At 66.9% G+C, this 20,568-nt stretch carries 21 protein-coding genes; 13 read left to right on the top strand and 8 right to left on the bottom strand.

The annotated features are described in order from the left end of the window. Position 1: 1 nt before the first annotated feature. Positions 2-850: a sn-glycerol-3-phosphate ABC transporter permease UgpE gene (gene ugpE / locus ACSSV8_RS06020; RefSeq protein ID WP_354537523.1), complete on the top strand. Its 849-nt coding sequence runs from the start codon at positions 2-4 to the stop codon at positions 848-850. Positions 851-853: 3 nt separating this feature from the next. Further along, complete coding sequence (locus ACSSV8_RS06015) at positions 854-1,903, top strand: sn-glycerol-3-phosphate import ATP-binding protein UgpC (RefSeq protein WP_454281832.1); 1,050 nt, start codon at positions 854-856, stop codon at positions 1,901-1,903. Positions 1,904-1,910: 7 nt separating this feature from the next. Here ACSSV8_RS06015 and ACSSV8_RS06010 read toward each other — a convergent pair whose 3' ends face one another. From ACSSV8_RS06010 to ACSSV8_RS05995, 4 genes are all read right to left on the bottom strand, one after another. Further along, on the bottom strand, positions 1,911-3,077 hold the full coding sequence (locus tag ACSSV8_RS06010) for a DNA recombination protein RmuC (RefSeq protein WP_454281831.1): 1,167 nt from the start codon (positions 3,075-3,077) through the stop codon (positions 1,911-1,913). Beyond that, on the bottom strand, positions 3,074-4,906 hold the full coding sequence (gene mutL / locus ACSSV8_RS06005; RefSeq protein WP_454281830.1) for a DNA mismatch repair endonuclease MutL: 1,833 nt from the start codon (positions 4,904-4,906) through the stop codon (positions 3,074-3,076). Before mutL ends, ACSSV8_RS06010 begins: the two co-directional genes overlap by 4 nt. Before the next feature lie 117 nt (positions 4,907-5,023). Next, positions 5,024-6,358, bottom strand: coding sequence for an ammonium transporter (locus ACSSV8_RS06000; RefSeq protein ID WP_454281829.1), 1,335 nt, complete (start codon positions 6,356-6,358; stop codon positions 5,024-5,026). A gap of 25 nt (positions 6,359-6,383) precedes the next feature. Next, positions 6,384-6,722, bottom strand: coding sequence for a P-II family nitrogen regulator (locus ACSSV8_RS05995; protein ID WP_354537518.1), 339 nt, complete (start codon positions 6,720-6,722; stop codon positions 6,384-6,386). A gap of 253 nt (positions 6,723-6,975) precedes the next feature. Between ACSSV8_RS05995 and ACSSV8_RS05990 the strand changes: the two genes are divergently transcribed. After that, positions 6,976-9,105, top strand: a complete 2,130-nt coding sequence (locus ACSSV8_RS05990) for a transglycosylase domain-containing protein (protein ID WP_454281828.1) — start codon at positions 6,976-6,978, stop codon at positions 9,103-9,105. 45 nt (positions 9,106-9,150) lie between these two features. Here ACSSV8_RS05990 and ACSSV8_RS05985 read toward each other — a convergent pair whose 3' ends face one another. Both ACSSV8_RS05985 and ACSSV8_RS05980 read right to left on the bottom strand, forming a co-directional pair. Next, positions 9,151-9,756, bottom strand: coding sequence for an MlaC/ttg2D family ABC transporter substrate-binding protein (locus ACSSV8_RS05985; protein WP_454281827.1), 606 nt, complete (start codon positions 9,754-9,756; stop codon positions 9,151-9,153). Continuing rightward, positions 9,746-10,537: an MlaA family lipoprotein gene (locus ACSSV8_RS05980; protein WP_354537515.1), complete on the bottom strand. Its 792-nt coding sequence runs from the start codon at positions 10,535-10,537 to the stop codon at positions 9,746-9,748. Before ACSSV8_RS05980 ends, ACSSV8_RS05985 begins: the two co-directional genes overlap by 11 nt. Positions 10,538-10,728: 191 nt before the next feature. On the opposite strand from ACSSV8_RS05980, the gene ACSSV8_RS05975 reads away from it, so the two are divergent. From ACSSV8_RS05975 to ACSSV8_RS05935, 9 genes are all read left to right on the top strand, one after another. Then, positions 10,729-12,477: a type I secretion system permease/ATPase gene (locus tag ACSSV8_RS05975; RefSeq protein ID WP_354537514.1), complete on the top strand. Its 1,749-nt coding sequence runs from the start codon at positions 10,729-10,731 to the stop codon at positions 12,475-12,477. Next, complete coding sequence (locus ACSSV8_RS05970) at positions 12,474-13,775, top strand: HlyD family type I secretion periplasmic adaptor subunit (protein WP_454281826.1); 1,302 nt, start codon at positions 12,474-12,476, stop codon at positions 13,773-13,775. Before ACSSV8_RS05975 ends, ACSSV8_RS05970 begins: the two co-directional genes overlap by 4 nt. 64 nt (positions 13,776-13,839) lie before the next feature. Then, positions 13,840-14,301: a RidA family protein gene (locus ACSSV8_RS05965; RefSeq protein ID WP_354537512.1), complete on the top strand. Its 462-nt coding sequence runs from the start codon at positions 13,840-13,842 to the stop codon at positions 14,299-14,301. Further along, the gene (locus ACSSV8_RS05960; RefSeq protein WP_354537511.1) at positions 14,298-15,065 is read left to right on the top strand and encodes a glycerophosphodiester phosphodiesterase family protein; all 768 of its coding nucleotides are present in this window, start codon (positions 14,298-14,300) and stop codon (positions 15,063-15,065) included. Before ACSSV8_RS05965 ends, ACSSV8_RS05960 begins: the two co-directional genes overlap by 4 nt. A gap of 35 nt (positions 15,066-15,100) precedes the next feature. Continuing rightward, complete coding sequence (locus ACSSV8_RS05955; RefSeq protein ID WP_454281825.1) at positions 15,101-16,288, top strand: GNAT family N-acetyltransferase; 1,188 nt, start codon at positions 15,101-15,103, stop codon at positions 16,286-16,288. Beyond that, positions 16,285-16,581 carry a 4a-hydroxytetrahydrobiopterin dehydratase gene (locus tag ACSSV8_RS05950; protein ID WP_454281824.1) on the top strand — a complete coding sequence of 99 codons (297 nt, stop codon included), beginning with the start codon at positions 16,285-16,287 and terminating at the stop codon, positions 16,579-16,581. Before ACSSV8_RS05955 ends, ACSSV8_RS05950 begins: the two co-directional genes overlap by 4 nt. 52 nt (positions 16,582-16,633) lie before the next feature. Further along, positions 16,634-17,542, top strand: a complete 909-nt coding sequence (gene fmt, locus ACSSV8_RS05945) for a methionyl-tRNA formyltransferase (protein ID WP_354537508.1) — start codon at positions 16,634-16,636, stop codon at positions 17,540-17,542. 4 nt (positions 17,543-17,546) lie between these two features. Then, on the top strand, positions 17,547-17,789 hold the full coding sequence (locus ACSSV8_RS05940) for a hypothetical protein (protein WP_354537507.1): 243 nt from the start codon (positions 17,547-17,549) through the stop codon (positions 17,787-17,789). 5 nt (positions 17,790-17,794) lie between these two features. Further along, positions 17,795-18,034 carry a GlsB/YeaQ/YmgE family stress response membrane protein gene (locus ACSSV8_RS05935; protein WP_354537506.1) on the top strand — a complete coding sequence of 80 codons (240 nt, stop codon included), beginning with the start codon at positions 17,795-17,797 and terminating at the stop codon, positions 18,032-18,034. An 85-nt stretch (positions 18,035-18,119) separates the two neighbouring features. Here ACSSV8_RS05935 and ACSSV8_RS05930 read toward each other — a convergent pair whose 3' ends face one another. Next, on the bottom strand, positions 18,120-18,380 hold the full coding sequence (locus ACSSV8_RS05930; RefSeq protein ID WP_354537505.1) for a DUF2312 domain-containing protein: 261 nt from the start codon (positions 18,378-18,380) through the stop codon (positions 18,120-18,122). 129 nt (positions 18,381-18,509) lie between these two features. Between ACSSV8_RS05930 and ACSSV8_RS05925 the strand changes: the two genes are divergently transcribed. Then, positions 18,510-18,725, top strand: coding sequence for a hypothetical protein (locus ACSSV8_RS05925; protein WP_354537504.1), 216 nt, complete (start codon positions 18,510-18,512; stop codon positions 18,723-18,725). On the opposite strand, the gene ACSSV8_RS05920 is transcribed toward ACSSV8_RS05925, so the two are convergent. Beyond that, positions 18,712-20,565: an enoyl-CoA hydratase-related protein gene (locus tag ACSSV8_RS05920; RefSeq protein ID WP_354537503.1), complete on the bottom strand. Its 1,854-nt coding sequence runs from the start codon at positions 20,563-20,565 to the stop codon at positions 18,712-18,714. The two genes, ACSSV8_RS05925 and ACSSV8_RS05920, sit on opposite strands and share 14 nt — an antisense overlap. Positions 20,566-20,568: the final 3 nt, after the last annotated feature.

Genomic DNA, 20,568 nt, shown 5'->3' with positions numbered 1-20,568 from the left:
GATGGTCGACAACAACCGCCTTGGCGATCTGCTCGCCCATCTTGTCCTCATCCTCGGGGTCGCTGTGGTGGTGTTTCCCGTCTATGTGGCGGTCATCGCCTCGACCCATCCGCCCGGCACGTTCGTGCGCGGGGTCATGCCGCTCTTGCCCGGGCCGAACGCGCTCGAGAACTACAAGACCGTGATCCTGGAGGGGCGCTCGCGCGCGGGCACGCCGCCCATCGGCGGGATGCTGTGGAACAGCTTTGTCATGGCCATGGCGATCACCATCGGCAAGCTGTCGATCTCGCTCCTGTCGGCCTTTGCCATTGTCTATTTCCGCTTTCCGTTCCGCATCTTCTTTTTCTGGGTGATCTTCCTGACGCTGATGCTGCCGGTCGAGGTGCGCATCGTGCCGACCTTTCAGGTGGTGGCCGATCTGGGGATGCTCAACAGTTTCGCGGGGCTGTCGATCCCGCTCATTGCCAGCGCCACGGCGACGTTTCTCTTCCGGCAGTTCTTCATGACCGTGCCGGAGGAATTGATGGAGGCCGCCCGCGTCGACGGGGCGGGACCGATGAAATTCTTTCGTGATATCCTCGTGCCGCTGTCGATCACCAATATCGCGGCGCTGTTCGTGATCATGTTCATCTATGGCTGGAACCAGTATCTGTGGCCGCTGCTGATCACCACGGACCCGGCCTATTACACCATCGTCATGGGGATTCAGCGCATGGTGACGGGCGGGGACAGCGAACCGCTCTGGCATCTGGTGATGGCGACGGTGGTGCTTGCCGCGCTGCCGCCGATCCTTGTCATCCTGTTCATGCAGCGCCTCTTCGTGAAGGGGCTGACCGAGACGGAGAAATAACGCATGGCCTCGATTACCATGGAAAACCTCGGCAAGGTCTATGCGGGCGATGTGCGCGCCGTGACCGGGGTAAGCCTCGATATCGCCGATGGCGAGATGATCGTGCTGGTCGGACCCTCCGGCTGTGGCAAGTCCACGCTTCTGCGCATGGTCGCGGGGCTGGAGACGATCACCGAGGGCACGTTGCGCATCGGCGACCGCGTGGTGAACCGGCTGGAACCGGCAGAGCGCGATATCGCCATGGTGTTCCAGAACTACGCGCTTTACCCGCACATGACCGTTTACAACAATCTGGCCTACGGCCTGAAAAACCGGCGCATGGCGCGCGCCGAGATCGAGCGCCGCGTGACCGCAGCGGCCGAGATGTTGCAGATCGGCGCGTTTCTCGACCGCAAGCCGCGGCAGCTTTCGGGCGGGCAGCGGCAGCGCGTGGCCATGGGCAGGGCGCTGGTGCGCGAGCCTGCGGCGTTTCTCTTCGACGAGCCGCTGTCGAACCTCGATGCCAAGCTCCGGGTTCAGATGCGGGTGGAAATCCGCCAGTTGCAGAAGCGGCTTGCCACCACCTCGCTCTATGTGACCCATGACCAGTTGGAGGCGCTGACGCTGGCCGACCGGCTGGTGGTGCTCAATGGCGGGCGGATCGAGCAGACCGGCACCCCGATGGAGGTCTATGCGCGGCCCGCCACCACCTTTGTCGCGGGCTTCATCGGCTCTCCGGCGATGAACATGCTGCCTGCGGACTGGCTGCGCGGTGTCGTGGCGGCGGATGCGCTCGCGCACCTGCCGGCCGGGGCCGACCTGATCGGGCTGCGCCCCGAGGACATGTCGCTTGCCCCCCCGACCGACGGGGGCCTCACGCTTGAGGCGCGGCTGATGCTGCTGGAACCGGCGGGCGCGGAAAGCCACCTGCATGTGCGTTTCGACGGGCTGGACGACATGTTCGTCGTGCGCCTGCCGCATGTGCCCGCCGTCGAGGAGGGGTCGCGGCTGGCCTTCAGCCTTGCGCGCGAGGCGTTGCATCCGTTCGACGCGACAACCGGCCTGCGGCTCTGACCGGCGCTTACTCCGCCCTGTGTCCGGGCAGGGCCGGCTCGGTTTCGGGGGCCATCTCCTCGAAATCGAAATTGTCCAGGCGCCGCGCGCGCCTGCCCGCCTTGTCGGCGGAAATCTTGATGTCCGAGATGTCCTTGGCCGCCTGATGGAAATGCCGGTCGAGGTTTTCGACGCGGTTGCCCAGCCGGTCCACATCGGCAAAGAGAAGCCCCAGCTCCCGCCGGATCGCGCCCGCCTGTTCGCGCATCCGGGCATCCTTGAGGATCGCGCGCATGGTGTTGAGCGTGGCCATGCAGGTCGTGGGCGACACGATCCAGACCCGCGCGGCGAACCCGTCGCGCACCACCTCGGGGAAATTGGCGTGCAGTTCCGCATAGACCGACTCGGAGGGCAGGAACATCAGCGCGCCATCGGCGGTTTCGCCCTCGAGGATGTATTTCTCGGAAATGTCCTTGATATGCTTGCGCACGGAGGTGCGCAGAAAGCGGGCGGCCGCGACCAGTTCGGTTTCGGTCGTGGCACGGCGCAGGGCCTCATAGGCCTCCAGCGGGAACTTGCTGTCGATGGCAATCGGCCCCGGCGGGTTGGGCAGGTGAATGAGGCAATCGGCGCGGCGACCGTTCGAGAGCGTCGCCTGAAGCGTGTAGCTGTCCGAAGGCAGCGCCTTGGTCACGATATCGGTGAGCTGTATTTCGCCAAAGGCCCCGCGCGTCTGCTTGTTGCTGAGGATGTCCTGCAAGGACAGCACATCGCCCGACAGCTTGGTGATATTGTCCTGCGCCTTGTCGATGGTTTGCAGGCGCTGCTGCAATTCGCCCAAGGATTGCGCGGTGCGGCGGGCCGAGCCTTGCAGGTTCTCGGTCATCTGGTTGCCCACCTCGGCAAGGCGTTTTTCCATCAGTTGCAACATGTGCGATTGGCTGGCCGCCTGCGCCTCGGCAACATGGGTCAGCCCGCCGGCAAGCTGGTGCTGCCCGTCCGAGAGCCCCTGCACGCGCGCGCCAAGCTGCATCATCTGCTGCGCCAGCGGCTCGGCCAGACGGGCCGAGCGGTTGGCGGCGCGCAAGGCGGCGATGAGCAGGACGAGAAAGAGCAGGAGCGCGCCCGCCCCGATCAGCCCCGCAAGCGTTGCCGGGTCGGCGGTGTCAAAGGCATAGGGACCGATCTGGATCATGTGCGCCCGAACAATCGCTCGATATCCGACAGGCGCAATTCCACATAGGTGGGGCGGCCGTGGTTGCACTGGCCGGATTTCGGCGTGCGCTCCATCTCGCGCAAAAGCGCGTTCATCTCCTCGCCCGACATGCGGCGGCCCGAGCGGACCGAGCCGTGACAGGCCATGCGCGACAGCACCGCGTCGATGCGCGCGCGCAGCGCCCCGCTATCCCCTGCGTCGCGCAGCTCATCGAGGATATCTCGCAGGAGTGCCGAGGCATTGAGCGGGCCAAGAAGCGCCGGGGTCTCGCGCACGGCGACGCTGCCCGCGCCGAAGGGCTCGATCACAAGGCCGAGCGTGGCGAGGTCCCCGGCATGATCCATAAGCGTGGCGCAATCGGCCTCGGGCAGATCGACGATTTCGGGGATGAGCAGCGCCTGCGCCGCGATGCCGCTTTCGGCCTGCGCCTTGAGGCGCTCGTAGACCAGCCGCTCATGGGCGGCGTGCTGATCGACGATCACCATGCCGCTTTCGGTCTGGGCGATGATGTAATTCTCGTGGATCTGCGCGCGCGCCGCGCCAAGGGGCAGGGCGGTGGCCGGGGTCTCTTCGCCCCCTTGCGGGGCCTCTTCAACCCGCCCGCTCCACGCTCCGGCGATCTCGGCAAAGCCCGGTGCCTGCGCCTGATAGGCAAGGCTGCGCGCCTGAGCCGAGGGGCGATCCATCTGGTAGGGCTGCGCGTGCGCGGGCGCGCGGAACGCCCCCAGCGTGGCCCCGGCCACGGTCGAGGAGGCGCGATGCCCCGCCTCGGCCAGCGCGTGGCGCAAGCCCGACACGATGAGGCCGCGCGCAAGGCCGGGATCGCGAAACCGGACCTCGGATTTGGCCGGGTGGACGTTCACATCGACAAGATGGGGATCACAGTCGATGAAGAGCGCCGCCGCCGGGTGCCGGTCGCGCGCGAGCACGTCCTGATAGGCCGCACGCAGCGCGCCCGCCAGCATCCGGTCGCGCACCGGGCGGCCATTGACGAAAAGATACTGCGCCACCGCCGCGCCGCGCGAATAGGTCGGCAGGGCAGCATAGCCCGAAAGGCGCAGCCCCTCGCGGGTGGCGTCGATGCAGAGCGCATTGTCGGTGAACTCGCGCCCCATGATCCGGGCAAGCCGGTCCGAGAGCGCATCGAAGAGATCGCCCGTCTCAGCCTCGGCGCGGAACATCACGCGCCCCTCGCCACCGCCCGAGACATCGCGCAGCGTCACCGCCACGCGGGGTGCTGCCATGGCAAGGCGCTTGACGGTATCGGCAATCGCCTGCGTCTCGGCGCGGTCCGAGCGCAGGAACTTGAGCCGCGCCGGCGTGGCGTAGAAGAGATCGCGCAGCGTGATGGTGGTGCCGGGGCCACGCGCCGCCGGTCTGACCGCGCCCAACTGCCCGCCCGCAACGGTGATTTCCGCCGCATCATGACCCCTCGCGCGCGACGTGATCGTGAGCCGCCCCACGGCCCCCAATGACGGCAGCGCCTCGCCGCGAAAGCCGAAGGAGTGTATGTCGAGCAGGTCAGAGCCGTCGATCTTGGAGGTCGCGTGACGGGCAAGCGCGAGCGGCAGATCCTCGGGCGCGATACCGCAGCCATCATCGGTGATGCGGATAAGCGTCTTGCCACCATCGGCGACCGCCACCTCGATCCGGGCGGCCCCGGCATCCAGCGCGTTTTCCATCAATTCCTTGACGGCAGAGGCCGGACGCTCGACCACCTCGCCCGCCGCGATGCGGTTGATCGCGGCGTCGTCAAGCTGCCGGATGCGCGGGGGGGCAGCGCTTATCTTGGGGGCGGGTGTGTTCATGTCACAAAACTTAGCATGAAGCCGCGCGATTCTGAAAGCGTCGCGGCCAAGAAAAACCCCGGGCGCGGACGCCCGGGGCAAGCTCTCTGAGGGGTGATCGGGAGGAGGAGAGAGGGATCAGCCCTTGGAGAATTCGGGGTAAGCCTCCATGCCCAGTTCCGCCATGTCGAGGCCGTTGATCTCTTCTTCCTCGCCCACGCGGATGCCCATGGTCGCCTTTAGGATGAGCCAGACCACCAGCGAGGCGACGAAGACAAATCCGCCGATCGCCGCGATGCCGAGGATCTGCGTGCCAAAGCTCGCATCGCCATTGTAGAACGGCACCGCCAGCGTGCCCCAGATGCCCGCAATGAGGTGCACCGGGATCGCGCCCACGACGTCGTCGATCTTCATGCGGTCGAGCATCGGCACGGTGATGACGACGATCACGCCACCGATGGCCCCGATCCACAGTGCCCCGAAGAGCGAGGGCGCCAGCGGTTCGGCAGTGATCGACACCAGACCCGCCAGCGCGCCGTTGAGCACCATCGTGAGGTCGGGCTTTTTATACATCACCTGCGTGAGGATGAGCGCGGTCACGGCACCGGCGGCGGCGGCCATGTTGGTATTGGCGAAGATGCGGCTGACATCCGTCACGTCACCGACCGTGCCCATGGCCAGCTGTGAGCCGCCGTTGAAGCCGAACCAGCCCAGCCACAGGATGAACGTGCCGAGCGTCGCCAGTGCAAGGTTCGAGCCGGGGATCGGGATGACGCGGCCCTCTTTGGAATACTTGCCGATGCGCGGCCCGAGGATGAGCGCGCCCGCTAGCGCCGCGAACCCGCCTGCGGCATGAACGAGGGTGGAGCCCGCGAAATCGGCGAAACCCGCCTCCGACAGCCAGCCGCCGCCCCACTGCCACGATGCTTCGATGGGATAGAGCACGCCGGTCAGCACCACGACGAAGATGAGGAACGGCCACAGCTTGATGCGCTCCGCCAGCGTGCCCGAGACGATCGAGGCTGTGGTGGCGCAGAACATCAACTGAAAGAAGAAGTCCGAACCGACAGAGGCATAATCGAGCGACGCCGCCGCCGCCTCGAGCCCCACCGGCTCGAGCGACGTGATCGAGAACCACGGCCCCATCCAGCCCGCGATCCACCATCCATCGCCGGGATACATCAGGTTGAACCCGATCAGCCAATACATGATCGCGGCGATGGAAAAGAGCGCGATATTCTTGGTCAACTGCATGGTCACGTTCTTGGAGCGCACGAGGCCCGCCTCGAGCATGGCAAAGCCCGCCGCCATCCAGAACACCAGAAACCCGCCGATGAGAAACAGCAGCGTGGTAAAGATATAGGGGTTGATGTCGGGCGCGGCCTCGACCGCCTCCGCCGCCTCCTGCGCCAGCCCAAGGCCGGGCAGGAGCGCCACCAACGCGGCGATGCCAAGTGTCTTTTTCAGGGTCATTTTCTTGTCCTTTCCCTCGCGCAACTCAGAGCGCGTCGTCATTGGTTTCGCCCGTGCGCACGCGCAGGGCTTCCTGGAGATCGAGCACGAAGATCTTGCCGTCGCCGATCTTGCCGGTGCGCGCGGCTCGGGCGATGGTCTCGACCACCTGATCGGCGAGGCCGTCGGTCACGGCCACCTCGAGCTTGATCTTGGGCACGAAGTTCACGGCGTATTCGGCCCCGCGATAAATCTCGGTATGGCCCGACTGTGCGCCAAAGCCCTTGATCTCGGTGACCATCATGCCGCGCACACCGATGCCGGTGAGCGCCTCGCGAACCTCCTCGAGCTTGAATGGTTTGATCGTTGCGATGATGAGTTTCACGTCTTCCCCTTTCCCTTGGGCGCGCGTGATCCGTGCGCTTTGCAGGTGCAGCAAAATCGGTGTGGGGCGTTTGGGGAAGGGAAAGCCGGGGGGCACGGGCGCGATTTCCCGCCTCGATGCGCAAAATATAGGCATATCAGATGATGTGATTGAAATTTGTGCAACAGTGGAACGCGGCGGCGCGACACCGGGTCTCTACATCCGGCGCAGGGCGCGGTAGAGTAGGGCTTCAACGACAGGGCCGGGCAGGGCAATGGGCACGACAGGACGACGCAAACCGCCACTCGTGGCGCCGAAACGCACAAGGGCCGCCAAGCCCGCCCCGCGCAAGACGCCCGCCCGCAAGCCGCGCCGCGCGGCGCGGTCGCGCAACCCGGTCGTGCGGTTTATTGCGGCGATCCTGCGCTTCGTCTGGCGGATCGTCTGGGGCATCGGCTGGCGGGTGACGGCGGTGCTCTTGCTCGTCGTGGGCATGGCCGTGGCCTATCTCTACACAGGTCTGCCGGAATATCAGGCGCTCATTGACGGGCGCGCGCGCGGCTCGGTCACGATCCTCGACCGCGAGGGCGAAGTCTTTGCCTGGCGCGGCGACCAGTTCGGCGGGGTGGTGACGGCGGATACGGTCAGCCCGCACCTCAAGAACGCCGTCATTGCCACCGAGGATCGCCGCTTTTACCTGCATCCGGGCATCGACCCCATCGGCATCGCCAGCGCCATCCGCATCAACCTGCGCGAGGGGCGCGGGCCGCTCTCGGGCAATGGCGGCTCGACCATCACGCAGCAGACCGCGAAACTCTTGTGTTTCGGTCAGAACTATGACGCCGAGAAATGGGAGAGCGAGGCCGCCTATGTGTCGTATTGTCGGCAAAGCTCGCTGCTGCGCAAGGGGCGTGAGGCGCTTTATGCACTGGCGATGGAGGCGAAATATTCCAAGGATCAGATCCTCACGATCTATCTCAACCGCGCCTATCTGGGCGGCGGGGCCTACGGGGCCGAGGCGGCCGCGCAGCGTTATTTCGGTAAATCATCGGCCAATCTCTCGCCCGCCGAAGGGGCGATGATCGCGGGGCTTCTGACCGCGCCCTCCACACTTGCGCCGACCGCCAATCTGGAACGCTCGCAGAACCGCGCGCGGGTGGTGGTGCGGCTGATGCAGGATCAGGGCTATCTGGGCGATACCGACGCCGCCGTGGCGCTGGCCAATCCGGCACAACTGTCCGAGGCGGCAGAGCGGCGCGCGGGCGGCTATTTCGCCGACTGGATCATGGCCTCGGGACCGGAATTCCTGACCCGCGACACCACCGAGGATGTGGTGATCCGCACCACGCTTGACCAACGGCTTCAGCGCGCGGCGGAAGAGGCGCTGCGCGCGGTTTTCGACGAGAAGGTGTCAGAGGGTTCCAAGGCGCAGGCGGCCATCGTGGTGATGAGCGCCGATGGTGCTGTGCGCGCGATGGTGGGCGGGCGCGACACCACCGTGATCGGGGCCTTCAACCGCGCCACGCAGGCGCGGCGGCAGACCGGCTCGGCCTTCAAGCCCTTCGTCTTCGCCACGGCACTTGAACTCGGTTACAGCTACGATTCGGAGGTGGTGGACGAACCTTATTGCCTGAATATCCCTGGCTCCGGCCGTTGGTGCCCGGAGAATTATACCCGCGATTTCAAGGGCCGGGTGACCCTGACGCAGGCACTGGCGCAATCCATCAATATTCCGGCGGTCAAGATATCGGAAAGCGTCGGGCGCGATCTGGTGCGCAAGGTTGCCTCGGATTTCGGCATCGACAGCGATCTGGCCGCCGGGCCCGCGCTGGCGCTCGGAGCTTCGGAAAGCACGCTGATCGAGATGACCGGGGCCTATGCGGGCATTCTCAACGGCGGCTCCTCGGTCACGCCCTACGGCCTGACCGAGTTGCGCCTGATGGGCGAGGACGCGCCGCTGATGACCCGGCAGAGCGGCATCGGCGAGCGGGTGATCCGCGAGGAGGCGGCGCGCGAACTGATCTACATGATGACCAAGGTGATCGAGACCGGCACCGGCGCGCGCGCGCGCCTGCCGGGGCGCGAGGCGGCGGGCAAGACCGGCACCACGCAGGCGGCGCGCGATGCGTGGTTCCTGGGCTTCACCGCCGATTACGTGGCGGGCGTCTGGATGGGGTATGATGACAACACGCCGCTCAAGGGCGTGACCGGCGGTGGCCTGCCGGCGGAAATCTGGCGCGAGACGATGCTGCGCGTGCATGAGGGGCTGGAGCCGCGCCCCCTGCCGATGCTGCGCCCTGCCCCCCGGCCTGCGCCCGCGCCCGCGCCTGTCCCGCAGCACCGCGCGCCGGTGACAAGCGGCAACCCCATCGAAAACATCCTGCGCAGCATCTTCGGCAATTGAAAACGGCACCCGAAGGGGTGCCGTTTCGCGGGATTTCCGGGGCGCTCAGCCTGCGCGCTTGATGTCCTCGATCAACGCATTGATATCGCCGTTGCGCCGGTCGAGCATGGCACCGATCTCTGTGCGTTCGCTCAGCCGCAGGCTGATCCCCTCGATGATCATGTCGAAGAACAGGTCCTTGCCCGAGCGGTCGGAGACCAGAAAATTCACCTCGAAAGGCGATTCGCCGCGCAGATAGGCCATCGACTTGACCTCGTGCCAGGACTTGACCTGCCGCACGCCTTGCACCTCGATGCGCCCGCCGATGAACTCGTTGAAGCGCTTGCCGTATTTGCGTGCGACATAGCCGCGGAACGCCTCGGTATAGGCGCGCAACTGCGATGCGGAGGCACGATTGGCGTCAGCCCCAAGGGTCGAGCGGGCGATGATGTTGACATCGGCGTAGCGCGAGAAGATGCGCTCGAAGTCCGACACCATCCGCGACAGGGGTTTGCCAGTGGCAATCACGCCGTTGATATCGGAAACCACCTGATCGATGAGGGCGCGCGCGCGCGCCTCGGTCAGGGCGAAAGCAGGCAGCGCGAACCCGCTGAGGCCGAGCGCGGCGGTGCCGGTCACAAGCAGGCGGCGACGGGTAAAATCATTCATCATACGGGTCCTCTACAAGGGCGGATGCTGGCGCACCGCCCGCTCCGTCATAGGGATCAGTATAGGTATCGTCGTCGGTGCCGCCAAGTTTGAACCGGCGATTTTGCAGGAAGATCGACCGCGACAGCGCGTAACTATCCGCGCTTTCATAGAGAATCTGATCGATCGTATCAGAGAATTTATCGCGCCGTGACAGGCCCGAGGCAACGCCTGCCGCCGTGCCGGCGAGGCTCTCGGGAGAATCGATCACATACGTGAGCGGGTTGGTGAAGAGATCGACGAACATTCCGTAGGTGTCGCGCGTGGTCGACGGGCCAATCACGGGCAGTTCGATAAAGGCCCCTTCACGCGCGCCCCAGACATGCAGCGTCTGGCCGAAATCCGTGTTGGAGGGCGCCGCCATCCCCATCTCGCTTGCCGGATCGAAGAAGCCGCCAAGCCCGACAGTGGTGTTGACGACAAAGCGCGCCGTGTCCTGGAAGGCCGCGCGCATGTTGAGTTGCAGCACGTTGTTCACGACATCGGCGGGCAACGAAAGGTTCTCGGCGAAGCGGATGACCACCGTCTCGATATCGTCGGGCACTGCCGTGGCGTAGGCATGCGCCACGGGCCGCAAAAGCGAGCGGTCGAACCCGCGGTTGAACTCGTGCATGCGCCGGTTCTCGGCCTCATGAGGGTCGAACACGTCGCGGCTGGCCGCGTCAGGCGTCGCACAGGCCGCCACAAGCACGAGGCAAAGCATCGAGACCATCCCGGCAAAACGGCGCTGGAGAGGGAATGTCATTGTCGGCAAGGTCATATCCACAGGCTCTGAGTCATCATTGGCGTTACATATCCGAATCCTGGTTCAAACCCAGTATTGATATCACATCCTTCACATTCCTGTGGCAGAATGGCGACAGGCAACGTATGGACGGATCACAAAAATTCGTGTTCAAACTGTCATTGCCCGAGACTAGAACAAGATGAGCAGAAATGCGACTTGAGAAAACGAGGATCGAGGCCGGGCGTGCGGAATTGCGCGGCGTGCGTCGCCAGAGCCGCGGGCTTTACTGGTTCGTCGGTATTTTCAGCGTCTTCGCCAACCTGCTGATGCTGACCGGACCGATCTACATGTTGCAGGTCTATGACCGCGTGCTCTCCAGCCGGTCGGTGGAGACGCTGATCGCGCTCTCGATCCTTGTTGTGTTCCTTTACACGGTCATGGGTGTGCTCGATTTCGCGCGCGGGCGGATCATGGCGCGGGTTGGCGCGCGGTTTCAGGCGGCGCTTGACCGGCGGGTCTTTGATGCGGTGATCCGCAAGTCGGCCCTGACCCCCGATCCGCGCACGGCAAGCGGGCTGCGTGATCTGGAATCGGTGCAGCGCCTGATGAGTGCGCCGGTGCTGCTGGCGCTTTTCGATATGCCCTGGGCCCCGGTCTTCATCGCCGCGATCTGGGTGTTTCATCCCTGGCTCGGGATGCTTGCCATTCTTGGCGGGGCGCTGCTGATCCTGGTGACGATGGTCAATCAGGCCGTCACGCGCCACCCGTCGCAACGCGCGGGCATGGCCGGGATGCAGTCCGAAGCCGAATCGGACCGGCTCCGGCTCGAGGCCGAGATGGTGCAGGCAATGGGGATGCGCGACGCCGCTTTTGACCGCTGGCAGAAGATCCGCGATGTGGGATTGCGCGAACAGGTCCGCGCCGCCGATCTGGGCGGCACCTTCACGAGCGGGTCCAAGGCGTTCCGGCTGCTGTTGCAATCGGCGATGCTGGGGGTGGGGGCGTTTCTGGTGCTGCGCGGCGAGCTGACACCGGGCGCCATGATCGCGGGCTCGATCCTTCTAGGGCGCGCACTTGCCCCCATCGAGATGGCCATCGGCCAATGGCCGATGGTGCAACGCGCCATGCAGGGATGGGACAATCTGGCCGAGTTGCTGGGCGAGGTCCCGCCCGAGGCCCCGCGCACCGCGCTGCCGCGGCCCAAGGCGGCTCTGGAGGTCAAACAGATCACCGTGCTGCCGCCGGGCGAGAGCGTGCCGGTGCTGCGCGGCGTGAGTTTCATGGTCGCGCCCGGTCAGGCGCTTGGCATCATCGGCCCGTCGGGGGCGGGCAAATCGACGCTGGCGCGCGCGCTCACCGGCGTCTGGCGGCCTGCGGCGGGGTCCATCCGGCTTGACGGGGCGGCGCTCGATCAGTACGCGCCATCGGTTCTGGGCGGGCTGATCGGCTATCTGCCTCAGCGGGTTCAGCTTTTCGACGGCACCATCGCCGAGAACATCGCCCGGCTTGCGTCCGCGCCCGACGATGCCGAGGTGGTCAAGGCCGCCAAACGCGCCGATGCCCACGAGATGATCCTCAAGCTGCCCGATGGCTATGACACCCGCGTGAGTGCCGCGAGCGGGCGGCTCTCGGGCGGCGAGATGCAGCGCATCGGGCTGGCGCGGGCGATGTATGGCGATCCGGTGATCCTCGTGCTCGACGAGCCGAACGCCAATCTCGACAATGCCGGCAGCGAGGCGGTCAACCGCGCGATTCGCGGTTTCAAATCCTCGGGGCGCGCCGTTGTCGTGGTGGCGCATCGCCCGGCGGTGATCCGCGAATGTGACCTGCTCCTGATGCTGGAACAGGGTCAGGCCCGCGCCTTTGGTCCGCGCGATGAGGTGCTGAAAAGCGTGGTCAAGAACCACGAGACGCTGGCCGAGGCCGAGGGCGCACGCGCGCAGGGGGGAATGCAATGAGTGCGCCCGCAGCCTGGTCGGCGCGTGGCCCGCTGGTGGCAGGGCTCATCGGCCTTGTCGTTCTGCTTGGCGGGTTCGGCACCTGGGCCGGGCTGACGCAGATTTCCGGCGCGGTCATCGCCTCGGGGCGCATCGAGGTGGATCAGAACCGGCAGGTGGTGCAGCATCCCGATGGCGGCGTGGTGGCCGAGATCGTGGTCAAGGAAGGCGACCGGATCGCGGAGGGGCAACCCCTCTTGCGGCTCGACCCGGCGGAACTTGCGTCGCGGCTTGCCATTGTCGAAACGCAGGTGGCCGAACTGATGTCGCGTCGTGCGCGCCTTGAGGCCGAGCGCGACGGGCGCGACACGCTCCGCTTCGATCCGTTGCTTCTGGAGTTGACGGCTGTCAACGAGGACGCGGCCGCGCTCATGCGCGGCCAGAAGATGCTCATGGCCGCCCGCGCCGAGACCATCGCCGCGCGCATCGAGCAGCTTGGCAAGCGGCGCGAGCAGACCGTCGATCAGATCGCCGGGATCGAGGCACAGCAGGAGGCGCTTGACCGGCAGTCGGATTTGATCGCCCGCGAGCTTGCCGATCAGCAAACGCTGCTGGATCGCGGGTTGGCGCAGGCGTCACGGGTGCTGGCGCTGCAACGCGAGGCGGCGCGGCTTGACGGGACGATGGGCGAGCTGACCTCGCAAAAGGCGCAGGCCGAGGGGCGTATCACCGAGCTTGATCTTGAAATCCTGCGGCTGAGCAGCGACCGGCGGGAGGAGGCGATCACCACCTTGCGGGATTTGCAGGTGCGCGAGCTTGAACTGCGCGAACAGCGCCGCGCGCTGCTCGACCAGATGGAGCGGCTGGAGATCACCGCGCCGGTATCGGGCATTGTCTACGATCTTCAGGTCTTTGCCCGCCGCTCGGTGATCCGCCCCGCCGAACCGCTGCTCTACATCATCCCGCAGGATCGCCCGCTCGTCATCAACGCGCAGGTGGACACGATCCACATCGACAAGCTCACTCTCGGCCAGGAGGTGACGCTGCGGTTTTCCGCGCTGGATCAGCGCACCACGCCGGAGCTTTTTGGCGAGGTGGTGCAGATCTCCGCTGACGCCTTCGAGGATCAGGCGACGCGCGTGCCCTATTACCGGGCCGAGATCGTCCTCAGGGAGGGCCAGATGGAGCGGCTGCCCGAGGGCGTGACGCTGGTGCCGGGGATGCCGGTGGAGGCGTTCATCCGCACCGAGGACCGCACGCCGATTGCCTATCTGGTCAAGCCCTTCACCGATTATCTTGCCAAGGCGTTCCGCGAGTGAGGGGGCTTTTCATTGCCCGCGCGCGCCGCTAGCGTGCGCGCGGACCGCGACAGGAGACAGCGACATGAGCCAGTTTGAATCGAGACTTGCCGAGATGGGCGTGACCTTGCCGGAGGCCCCGGCACCCGCCGCCAATTACGTGCCTTTCGTTCAGGTGGGAGACATGCTCTATGTCTCGGGTCAGGTCGCCAAGGATGGCGACACGCTGATGACCGGCAAGCTTGGTGCCGACATGGACGTGGCGGGCGGCGCGGCGGCGGCGCGGGCCTGCGCGATTGCGCTTCTGGCACAGGTCAAGGCGGCCTGCGGCGGTGATCTGGACCGGCTGGTGCGGGTCGTGCGGCTCACGGGCTTTGTCAACTCGACCGCCGATTTCACCCAGCAACCGGCGGTGATCAACGGCGCGTCGGATTTTCTGGGCGAGGCGCTGGGCGACGCGGGCAAGCACGCGCGCGCCGCCGTCTCCGCCGCCTCGCTGCCCTTTGGCGTGGCGGTCGAGATCGACGGGATCTTCCAGATCAAATGAGCGCCCTGCCCGAAGCGTTCAGACGCTTGCCGATTGCGCATCGCGCGCTCCACGATGTGACGGCGGGCCGGCCCGAGAACTCGCGCGCGGCGATCCGCGCGGCGATTGCGGCGGGCTATGGCATCGAGATCGACCTGCAAACGAGCCGCGATGGGCGCGCCATGGTGTTTCACGACTACGATCTCGGGCGGCTCACGCCCGAGACGGGGCCGGTGCGTGCGCGCGATGCGGCAGAGCTGGCGCAAATCCCGCTAAAGGGCGGCGATGAGGGCATCCCTGACCTGCCCGAGGTGCTGGCGCTGGTGGCGGGCCGCGTGCCGCTCCTGATCGAGTTGAAGGACCAGCACGGCCAGATGGGTGTGACCGATGGTGTGCTCGAAGCGGCCACCGCAGAGGCGCTCGTCGGTTACAAGGGGCTGGTCGCGCTCATGTCGTTCAACCCCGAGATGGTGGTGGCGATGGCCGATCTTGCACCAGAGCGGGCGCGCGGCATCGTCACCTGCGCCTATACGCCCGAGGACTGGCCGCTTCTGCGCGAAGAGACCCGCGCGCGGCTGCGCAGCATTCCCGATTACGACCGGGCGGGTGCCAGCTTTGTCAGCCATGACGTAACCGACCTTGCCAATCCGCGCCTTGCCGAATTGCGCGCGCAGGGGGCCGCGATCCTGTGCTGGACCGTGCGCAGCCGCGAGACGGAGGCGCGCGCGCGACAGGTGGCGGACAATATCACGTTCGAGCGGTATCTGGCGGACATCCCCGCTTGATCCAGAGCGCCTGCGCGCCAGATAGGACAGTCGGCATGACCGACACCGCGATCACCATAACGCTCCATGACCGCATCGCCGAGATCGGCGCGGCCGACTGGGACGCGTGCGCCTGCCCCGAGGCGGCGGGCGGTGCGCGGCCAGAGGATCCGTTCACCACCTACCGGTTCCTCTCGGCGCTGGAGGATAGCGGCTCGGTCGGGCGCGGCACAGGCTGGCAACCGCAATACATGCGCGCCGAGGCAGGCGGCACGGTGATCGCCGTCGCCCCGCTCTATGTCAAATCCCACAGTCAGGGCGAATATATCTTCGATCATAGCTGGGCCCATGCCTATGAACGCGCGGGCGGGCGCTATTACCCCAAGCTGCAAGGTGCGGTGCCCTTCACGCCGGTGACGGGGCGGCGGCTTCTGGCGCGTCCGGGGTTCGAGGCGGCGGGGCGCGCGGCACTCCTGCAAGGGGCGCGGGACGTGGCGGAGCGGCACGGGGTCTCCTCGGTCCACCTGACCTTCTGCACGGGTGAAGAGGTGGCGGCGGGCGAGGTGGCGGGCTATCTCGCGCGCCGCACACAGCAATATCACTGGCAAAATCGCGGCTATGGCAGTTTCGACGCGTTCCTTGCCGATCTCTCGTCGCGCAAGCGCAAGGCCATCCGCAAGGAGCGCGCCCGCGCCAACGCCTTCGGAGGCGAGATCGTGGCGCTGACCGGCGATGCCATCCGCCCCGAACACTGGCAGGCGGTCTGGGCCTTCTATCAGGACACCGGCGCGCGCAAATGGGGCACGCCCTATCTGCGCCGCGCCTTCTTCGATCTGGCGCATGAGCGGCTCCGGGGGGATATTCTGCTTTTGCTCGCGCTACGCGGCGGCCGCCCCGTGGCGGGTGCGATGAACCTGATCGGCGCCTCGGCGCTTTATGGCCGTTACTGGGGCTGCATCGAGGATCACCCCTGCCTTCACTTCGAGTTGTGCTATTACCGCGCCATCGCGTTTGCCATTGAAACCGGGCTGCAAAGGGTCGAGGCTGGGGCGCAGGGCGAGCACAAGCTGGCCCGCGGCTACCTGCCCCGGCCCGTCCATTCGCTGCACTGGCTGCGCGATCCGGGCTTTGCCGAGGCGGTGGCGCAGTATCTCGAGGCCGAGCGCGCCGCCGTGGACGAGGAAATCGACATATTGACCGGGTATGGTCCGTTTCGCAGGACCGTCATGGAGGATCACGAATGACCGAGAAACTCAGCGACACCGCGCGCAAGACCACGCTTCAACCGCTTCTGGAAAACGGCTGGGCCATGGTCGAGGGGCGCGACGCGATCACCAAGACCTATCACTTCGCCGATTTCGTCGAGGCCATGGGCTTCATGACGCGCGCGGCACTCTGGGCCGAGAAGTGGAACCACCATCCCGAATGGCTCAACGTCTACAAGACGGTGGAGGTGACGCTTGCCACCCATGACGTGGGGGGCTTGAGCGCGCTTGACGTGAAGCTTGCGCGCAAGATGGACGGGCTCGCGGGCTGAGCCGCCGGATTTGAGTATTTGCGGAACGATGAAGGACGGTGAAAGGGCCCGGATGCGCGTGATCTTCATGGGGACGCCGGATTTTTCGGTGCCGGTGCTCGATGCGCTGGTGGCGGCGGGGCATGAGGTGGCGGCGGTTTACTGCCAGCCGCCGCGTCCGGCCGGCCGTGGCAAGAAGGATCGCCCCGGCCCGGTGCAGGCGCGCGCCGAGGCGCTCGGCTTGCCGGTGCGCCACCCGGTCAGCCTGAAGGACGCCGGGGCGCAGGCGGACTTTGCCGCGCTTGGGGCCGATGTGGCGGTGGTGGTGGCCTACGGGCTCATTCTGCCGCAGGCGGTCCTCGACGCGCCGCGCGCGGGCTGTCTCAACATCCACGCCTCGCTCTTGCCGCGCTGGCGGGGGGCCGCGCCGATCCACCGTGCGATCATGGCGGGCGATGCCGAGACGGGCGTTTGCATCATGCAGATGGAGGCGGGGCTCGATACCGGGCCGGTTCTGCTGCGCGAGGCGGTGAAGATCGGAGCGCAGGAGACGACCGGGCAATTGCACGACCGGCTGTCGATACTGGGGGCGCGGCTCATCACTGAGGCGCTGGCACGGCTGCCGGACCTGGTGCCGGAGCCGCAACCCGAGGAGGGCACCACCTATGCCGCGAAGATCGACAAGGCCGAGGCGCGGATCGACTGGACACGCCCCGCCGCGGAGGTGGACCGGCGCATCCGGGGCCTGGCGCCTTTTCCCGGCGCATGGTTCGAAATCGCGGGCGAGCGGGTCAAGGTTCTGGCCTCTTGTCCGGGGCAGGGGCAGGGTGCGCCGGGAGAGGTGCTGGATGCGGCCCCCACCGTGGCCTGTGGCATCGGCGCGGTACGGCTTTTGCGCTTGCAACGTGCGGGGCGCGCGGCGCAGGATGCGCCCGAGTTCCTGCGCGGCATGATGCTCGCGCCGGGCACGCGGTTGGGGTAAGGCGATGTTCCTGCAACTTTTCGGTACGGTGGTGATCGCGGGCATCGTCGGTTACGTGAGCGAAAAGAGCGGGTTCACCCGCAATGGCTATCTGCCGTCGATCATCATCTGCGTGGGTGGCGCGTTCCTGTTCTACTTCGTCCGGATCATGTTCGGCATCCGCTTCGGTGCGCCGGGGGTGGATGCGATCCTGTCGTCGGTCGGCGCGCTGATCATCGTGCCGACCCATTGGCGAAACCGGAGGTAACGGGCATGGGCATCATCGGGCTTCTGATCGTGGGTGTCGCGGCGGGGTTTCTTGCCACGCGGCTCATGCGGGTGGAGATGGGGGTGGTCCCGACCGTTCTTTTGGGCATCGCAGGCGCGCTCATCGGTGCGGTGGTGATCCGCATGGTGCTGATGATCACCGGACTTCTGGGCGGGCTGATCGGCGCGGTGCTGGGGGCGATGTTGCTGGTTTACCTGTGGAAACTGGTCGGCGAGCGGCGCTAGGGGTGCCGTCGGGTGCGCGGTGGCGTCAACGCCGGGTCCCTCGCGCAGGGCGCGCGACAGGGACTTGCGTCAGGCGCGCGATCGGTCAGGTCATGCCGAGGGCCTGCTTGTACATTTCGAGCACCGCCTCTTCCTCGGCAATGTCGTCCTTGTCGCGCTTGCGCAGCGCGATGACCTTGCGCATCACCTTGGTGTCGTAACCGCGCCCCTTGGCCTCGGCCATCACCTCCTTTTGCTGGTCGGCGATGTCTTTTTTCTCGGCCTCCAGCCGCTCGAACCGCTCGATGAACTGGCGCAGTTCTTCGGCGGTCACGCTGTAGCTGGTGTCTGATGTCATGTCGTTCATGGGGGCCTCCGCTCGGGTCAGGAGGTAGACCTAGCCGCGCCGCGCCGCGCGCGCAAGGCTCAAGCGGCGCTTGCGCGGCGGGTCGCTTTGGCCTAGGCGACGGGCGGCGCAAGTGGAAGGAGAGCCGTCATGGAAATGCTGGTCTGGGCCGGGGCGCTCGTGTCGCTGGCCGGTCTTGCAGGGTTGGTCTGGTGCATCCTCAAGGTCTGGCGCGCGCGTCGGGCGGGGCTTTCGGATGCGGACCTGCGCGCGGCGGTGCGGGCGGTGGTGCCGCTCAACATGGGGGCGCTGTTCCTGTCGGTGATCGGGCTGATGATGGTGGTCCTCGGGATCATGCTGGGCTGATGTCCGCAGCCCTGCGCCCGAAATAACCCAGCCCCTCCTTGATCCGGGTGAGCAGCGCCGGGTGTGGTGACCAGAGCGGGGCAGAGAGCGGCGCGAGCGCCTTCATGTCCTTGAGCAGCGCCATCAGCCCGCGCGCATCCGCCTGACAGAGCGGGCCGCCCGCCTCTCGCGACTGGCCGAGCGCGTGCACGGCGAGCACGTCGAGATCGCCCGGACGCAGCACCGCGCCAGAAGTGATCAGCCGTTCGGCGGCGTTGACCAGCGCGGCGTGGAGCGCGTGTTCGGGCGACACCCCGCCGGGGAGCGGCGCTGTGCGGTCGCTGCGGGGCGCGCGCGGACCCTCGGGCGGATGGTCGTAGAAGCCGCGCCCGGAGGCGCGCCCGACCGCGCCGCGCGCCAGCCGTTCGGCCAGCGGGCCATCGGTGCCGGGGGCAGGCAGGCCGAGACGCGGCGCAAGCGCAGCAAGGCGCGCCTGCACGGCGGCGAGACCCTCGTGATCCATCAAGAGGCACGGCCCCCGGGCAAAGCCGAGTGCGGTTGCGCCTGCATCCACCTCGGCCACGCCGACCCCGGCGCGCAGGAGCGCCAGCGCGGCCAGATCGAGCGCGCCCTGCAGAACATGGCCGATGCCCGGTCCTGCCGCAGGCAGCGTGGCGCGCACAAATCCGATCTGCGCCAGCGTAAGCAGCCGTGCCAGACCGGCCACATCCGCCGCCGGAACACCCGGCGCGACGCCCAGTTCGGCAAACGGCGTCCTGTCCGAGTAGCGCAGCCACAACCCGTTCGCCGCGAACCCTGTGCCGGTATCGAGCCGCAGCCGCGCGGCTCTGGCCGGGGCGGGTGCGCCGACCTCGATCCAGAGATCGGCCCAGCCGTCGCCCGGACCCTCATCGGGCACGCGGCGAAGCTCGCAGCCCGCCGCGCCAAGCCGGTCGCCAAGCGCGCTCGGAACCGGGCCGGTCAGGGCAATCCGGCGGATCATGCGCGGGTTCGCCAGGCGCGCCTCGGGCAGGGCGCGCGCGCGTGCCTCGGCCACATGGACATGGCGCATGGCGCGCGCGCTGCGGCTTTGGGCGCGTTCCTCGAACAGCACCTCCTCGAACGCCAGGCCCTGCGGCAATGGCAGGAGTTGCGCCGCCTCGATCGCCCGCAGGATGTCGGCGGCGGCCGCGTCAACGGTGCGCAGGTGCTGGCGCACGGTGGTAATGGCCTTGTGATAGCCCGCCGGATCGGAGAGCCCGCGCGGCGCGGACGGATGGGCCATTCCCTGCGCGATACGTCTGGCGAGGGTTACGGCCGCCCCTTCGGCATCGGCGGTCACGATGCTCTCGAACATCGGGCGCAGCCGGGCATCGGTCGCGCGCACCGAGCGACCGGAGAGCATGAGTTCAAGGGCCGCCTGTGCGCCGACAAGGCGCGGCAGGCGTTGCGTCGCGCCCGCGCCGGGCATCATGCCAAGACTGATTTCCGGCAGGGCAAGGCGCGCGGCCTCATGGGCAACGCGGGCATCGGCGGCCAGCGCCAGCGACAGCCCCGCGCCGAGCGCATTGCCATGGAGGGCGGCAATCACGGGCAGGGGGCACGCGGCCACCGCGCGGCAGAGCTCCGAAGGGGATGGGGCCACCGGGGGCGCATCATATTCGGAAAGATCGACCCCCGAGGAAAACCCCTCGCCTGCGCCCGCGATCACGATGGCCAGAGCAGCACCGGAGGCCGAGGTGTCGGCCAGCGCGGTGATCAGCTCGGCGCGCAGCTCCGGTGCAAGCGCGTTGGCCAAAGGCCGATTGAGGCGCAGCACCACCACGCCGTCGCGTTCCTCGCGGTCGATATATCCATTCACCCC

This window comes from Roseovarius sp. MBR-79 (assembly GCF_053628555.1).
Note: the sequence above shows the minus strand (reverse complement) of the source record. Positions and strands in the feature narration are given on the sequence as shown.

Coding starts and splice junctions, on each gene's coding strand:
- ACSSV8_RS05955 (WP_454281825.1), top strand. CDS start 15,101: ATGACCGACACCGCGATCACCATAACGCTCCATGACCGCATCGCCGAG.
- ACSSV8_RS05950 (WP_454281824.1), top strand. CDS start 16,285: ATGACCGAGAAACTCAGCGACACCGCGCGCAAGACCACGCTTCAACCG.
- ACSSV8_RS05960 (WP_354537511.1), top strand. CDS start 14,298: ATGAGCGCCCTGCCCGAAGCGTTCAGACGCTTGCCGATTGCGCATCGC.
- ACSSV8_RS06000 (WP_454281829.1), bottom strand. CDS start 6,358: ATGACCCTGAAAAAGACACTTGGCATCGCCGCGTTGGTGGCGCTCCTG.
- ACSSV8_RS05935 (WP_354537506.1), top strand. CDS start 17,795: ATGGGCATCATCGGGCTTCTGATCGTGGGTGTCGCGGCGGGGTTTCTT.
- ACSSV8_RS05965 (WP_354537512.1), top strand. CDS start 13,840: ATGAGCCAGTTTGAATCGAGACTTGCCGAGATGGGCGTGACCTTGCCG.
- ACSSV8_RS05940 (WP_354537507.1), top strand. CDS start 17,547: ATGTTCCTGCAACTTTTCGGTACGGTGGTGATCGCGGGCATCGTCGGT.
- ACSSV8_RS06010 (WP_454281831.1), bottom strand. CDS start 3,077: ATGATCCAGATCGGTCCCTATGCCTTTGACACCGCCGACCCGGCAACG.
- ugpE (WP_354537523.1), top strand. CDS start 2: ATGGTCGACAACAACCGCCTTGGCGATCTGCTCGCCCATCTTGTCCTC.
- ACSSV8_RS05985 (WP_454281827.1), bottom strand. CDS start 9,756: ATGATGAATGATTTTACCCGTCGCCGCCTGCTTGTGACCGGCACCGCC.
- ACSSV8_RS06015 (WP_454281832.1), top strand. CDS start 854: ATGGCCTCGATTACCATGGAAAACCTCGGCAAGGTCTATGCGGGCGAT.
- fmt (WP_354537508.1), top strand. CDS start 16,634: ATGCGCGTGATCTTCATGGGGACGCCGGATTTTTCGGTGCCGGTGCTC.
- ACSSV8_RS05980 (WP_354537515.1), bottom strand. CDS start 10,537: ATGACATTCCCTCTCCAGCGCCGTTTTGCCGGGATGGTCTCGATGCTT.
- ACSSV8_RS05970 (WP_454281826.1), top strand. CDS start 12,474: ATGAGTGCGCCCGCAGCCTGGTCGGCGCGTGGCCCGCTGGTGGCAGGG.
- ACSSV8_RS05990 (WP_454281828.1), top strand. CDS start 6,976: ATGGGCACGACAGGACGACGCAAACCGCCACTCGTGGCGCCGAAACGC.
- ACSSV8_RS05930 (WP_354537505.1), bottom strand. CDS start 18,380: ATGAACGACATGACATCAGACACCAGCTACAGCGTGACCGCCGAAGAA.
- mutL (WP_454281830.1), bottom strand. CDS start 4,906: ATGAACACACCCGCCCCCAAGATAAGCGCTGCCCCCCCGCGCATCCGG.
- ACSSV8_RS05925 (WP_354537504.1), top strand. CDS start 18,510: ATGGAAATGCTGGTCTGGGCCGGGGCGCTCGTGTCGCTGGCCGGTCTT.
- ACSSV8_RS05975 (WP_354537514.1), top strand. CDS start 10,729: ATGCGACTTGAGAAAACGAGGATCGAGGCCGGGCGTGCGGAATTGCGC.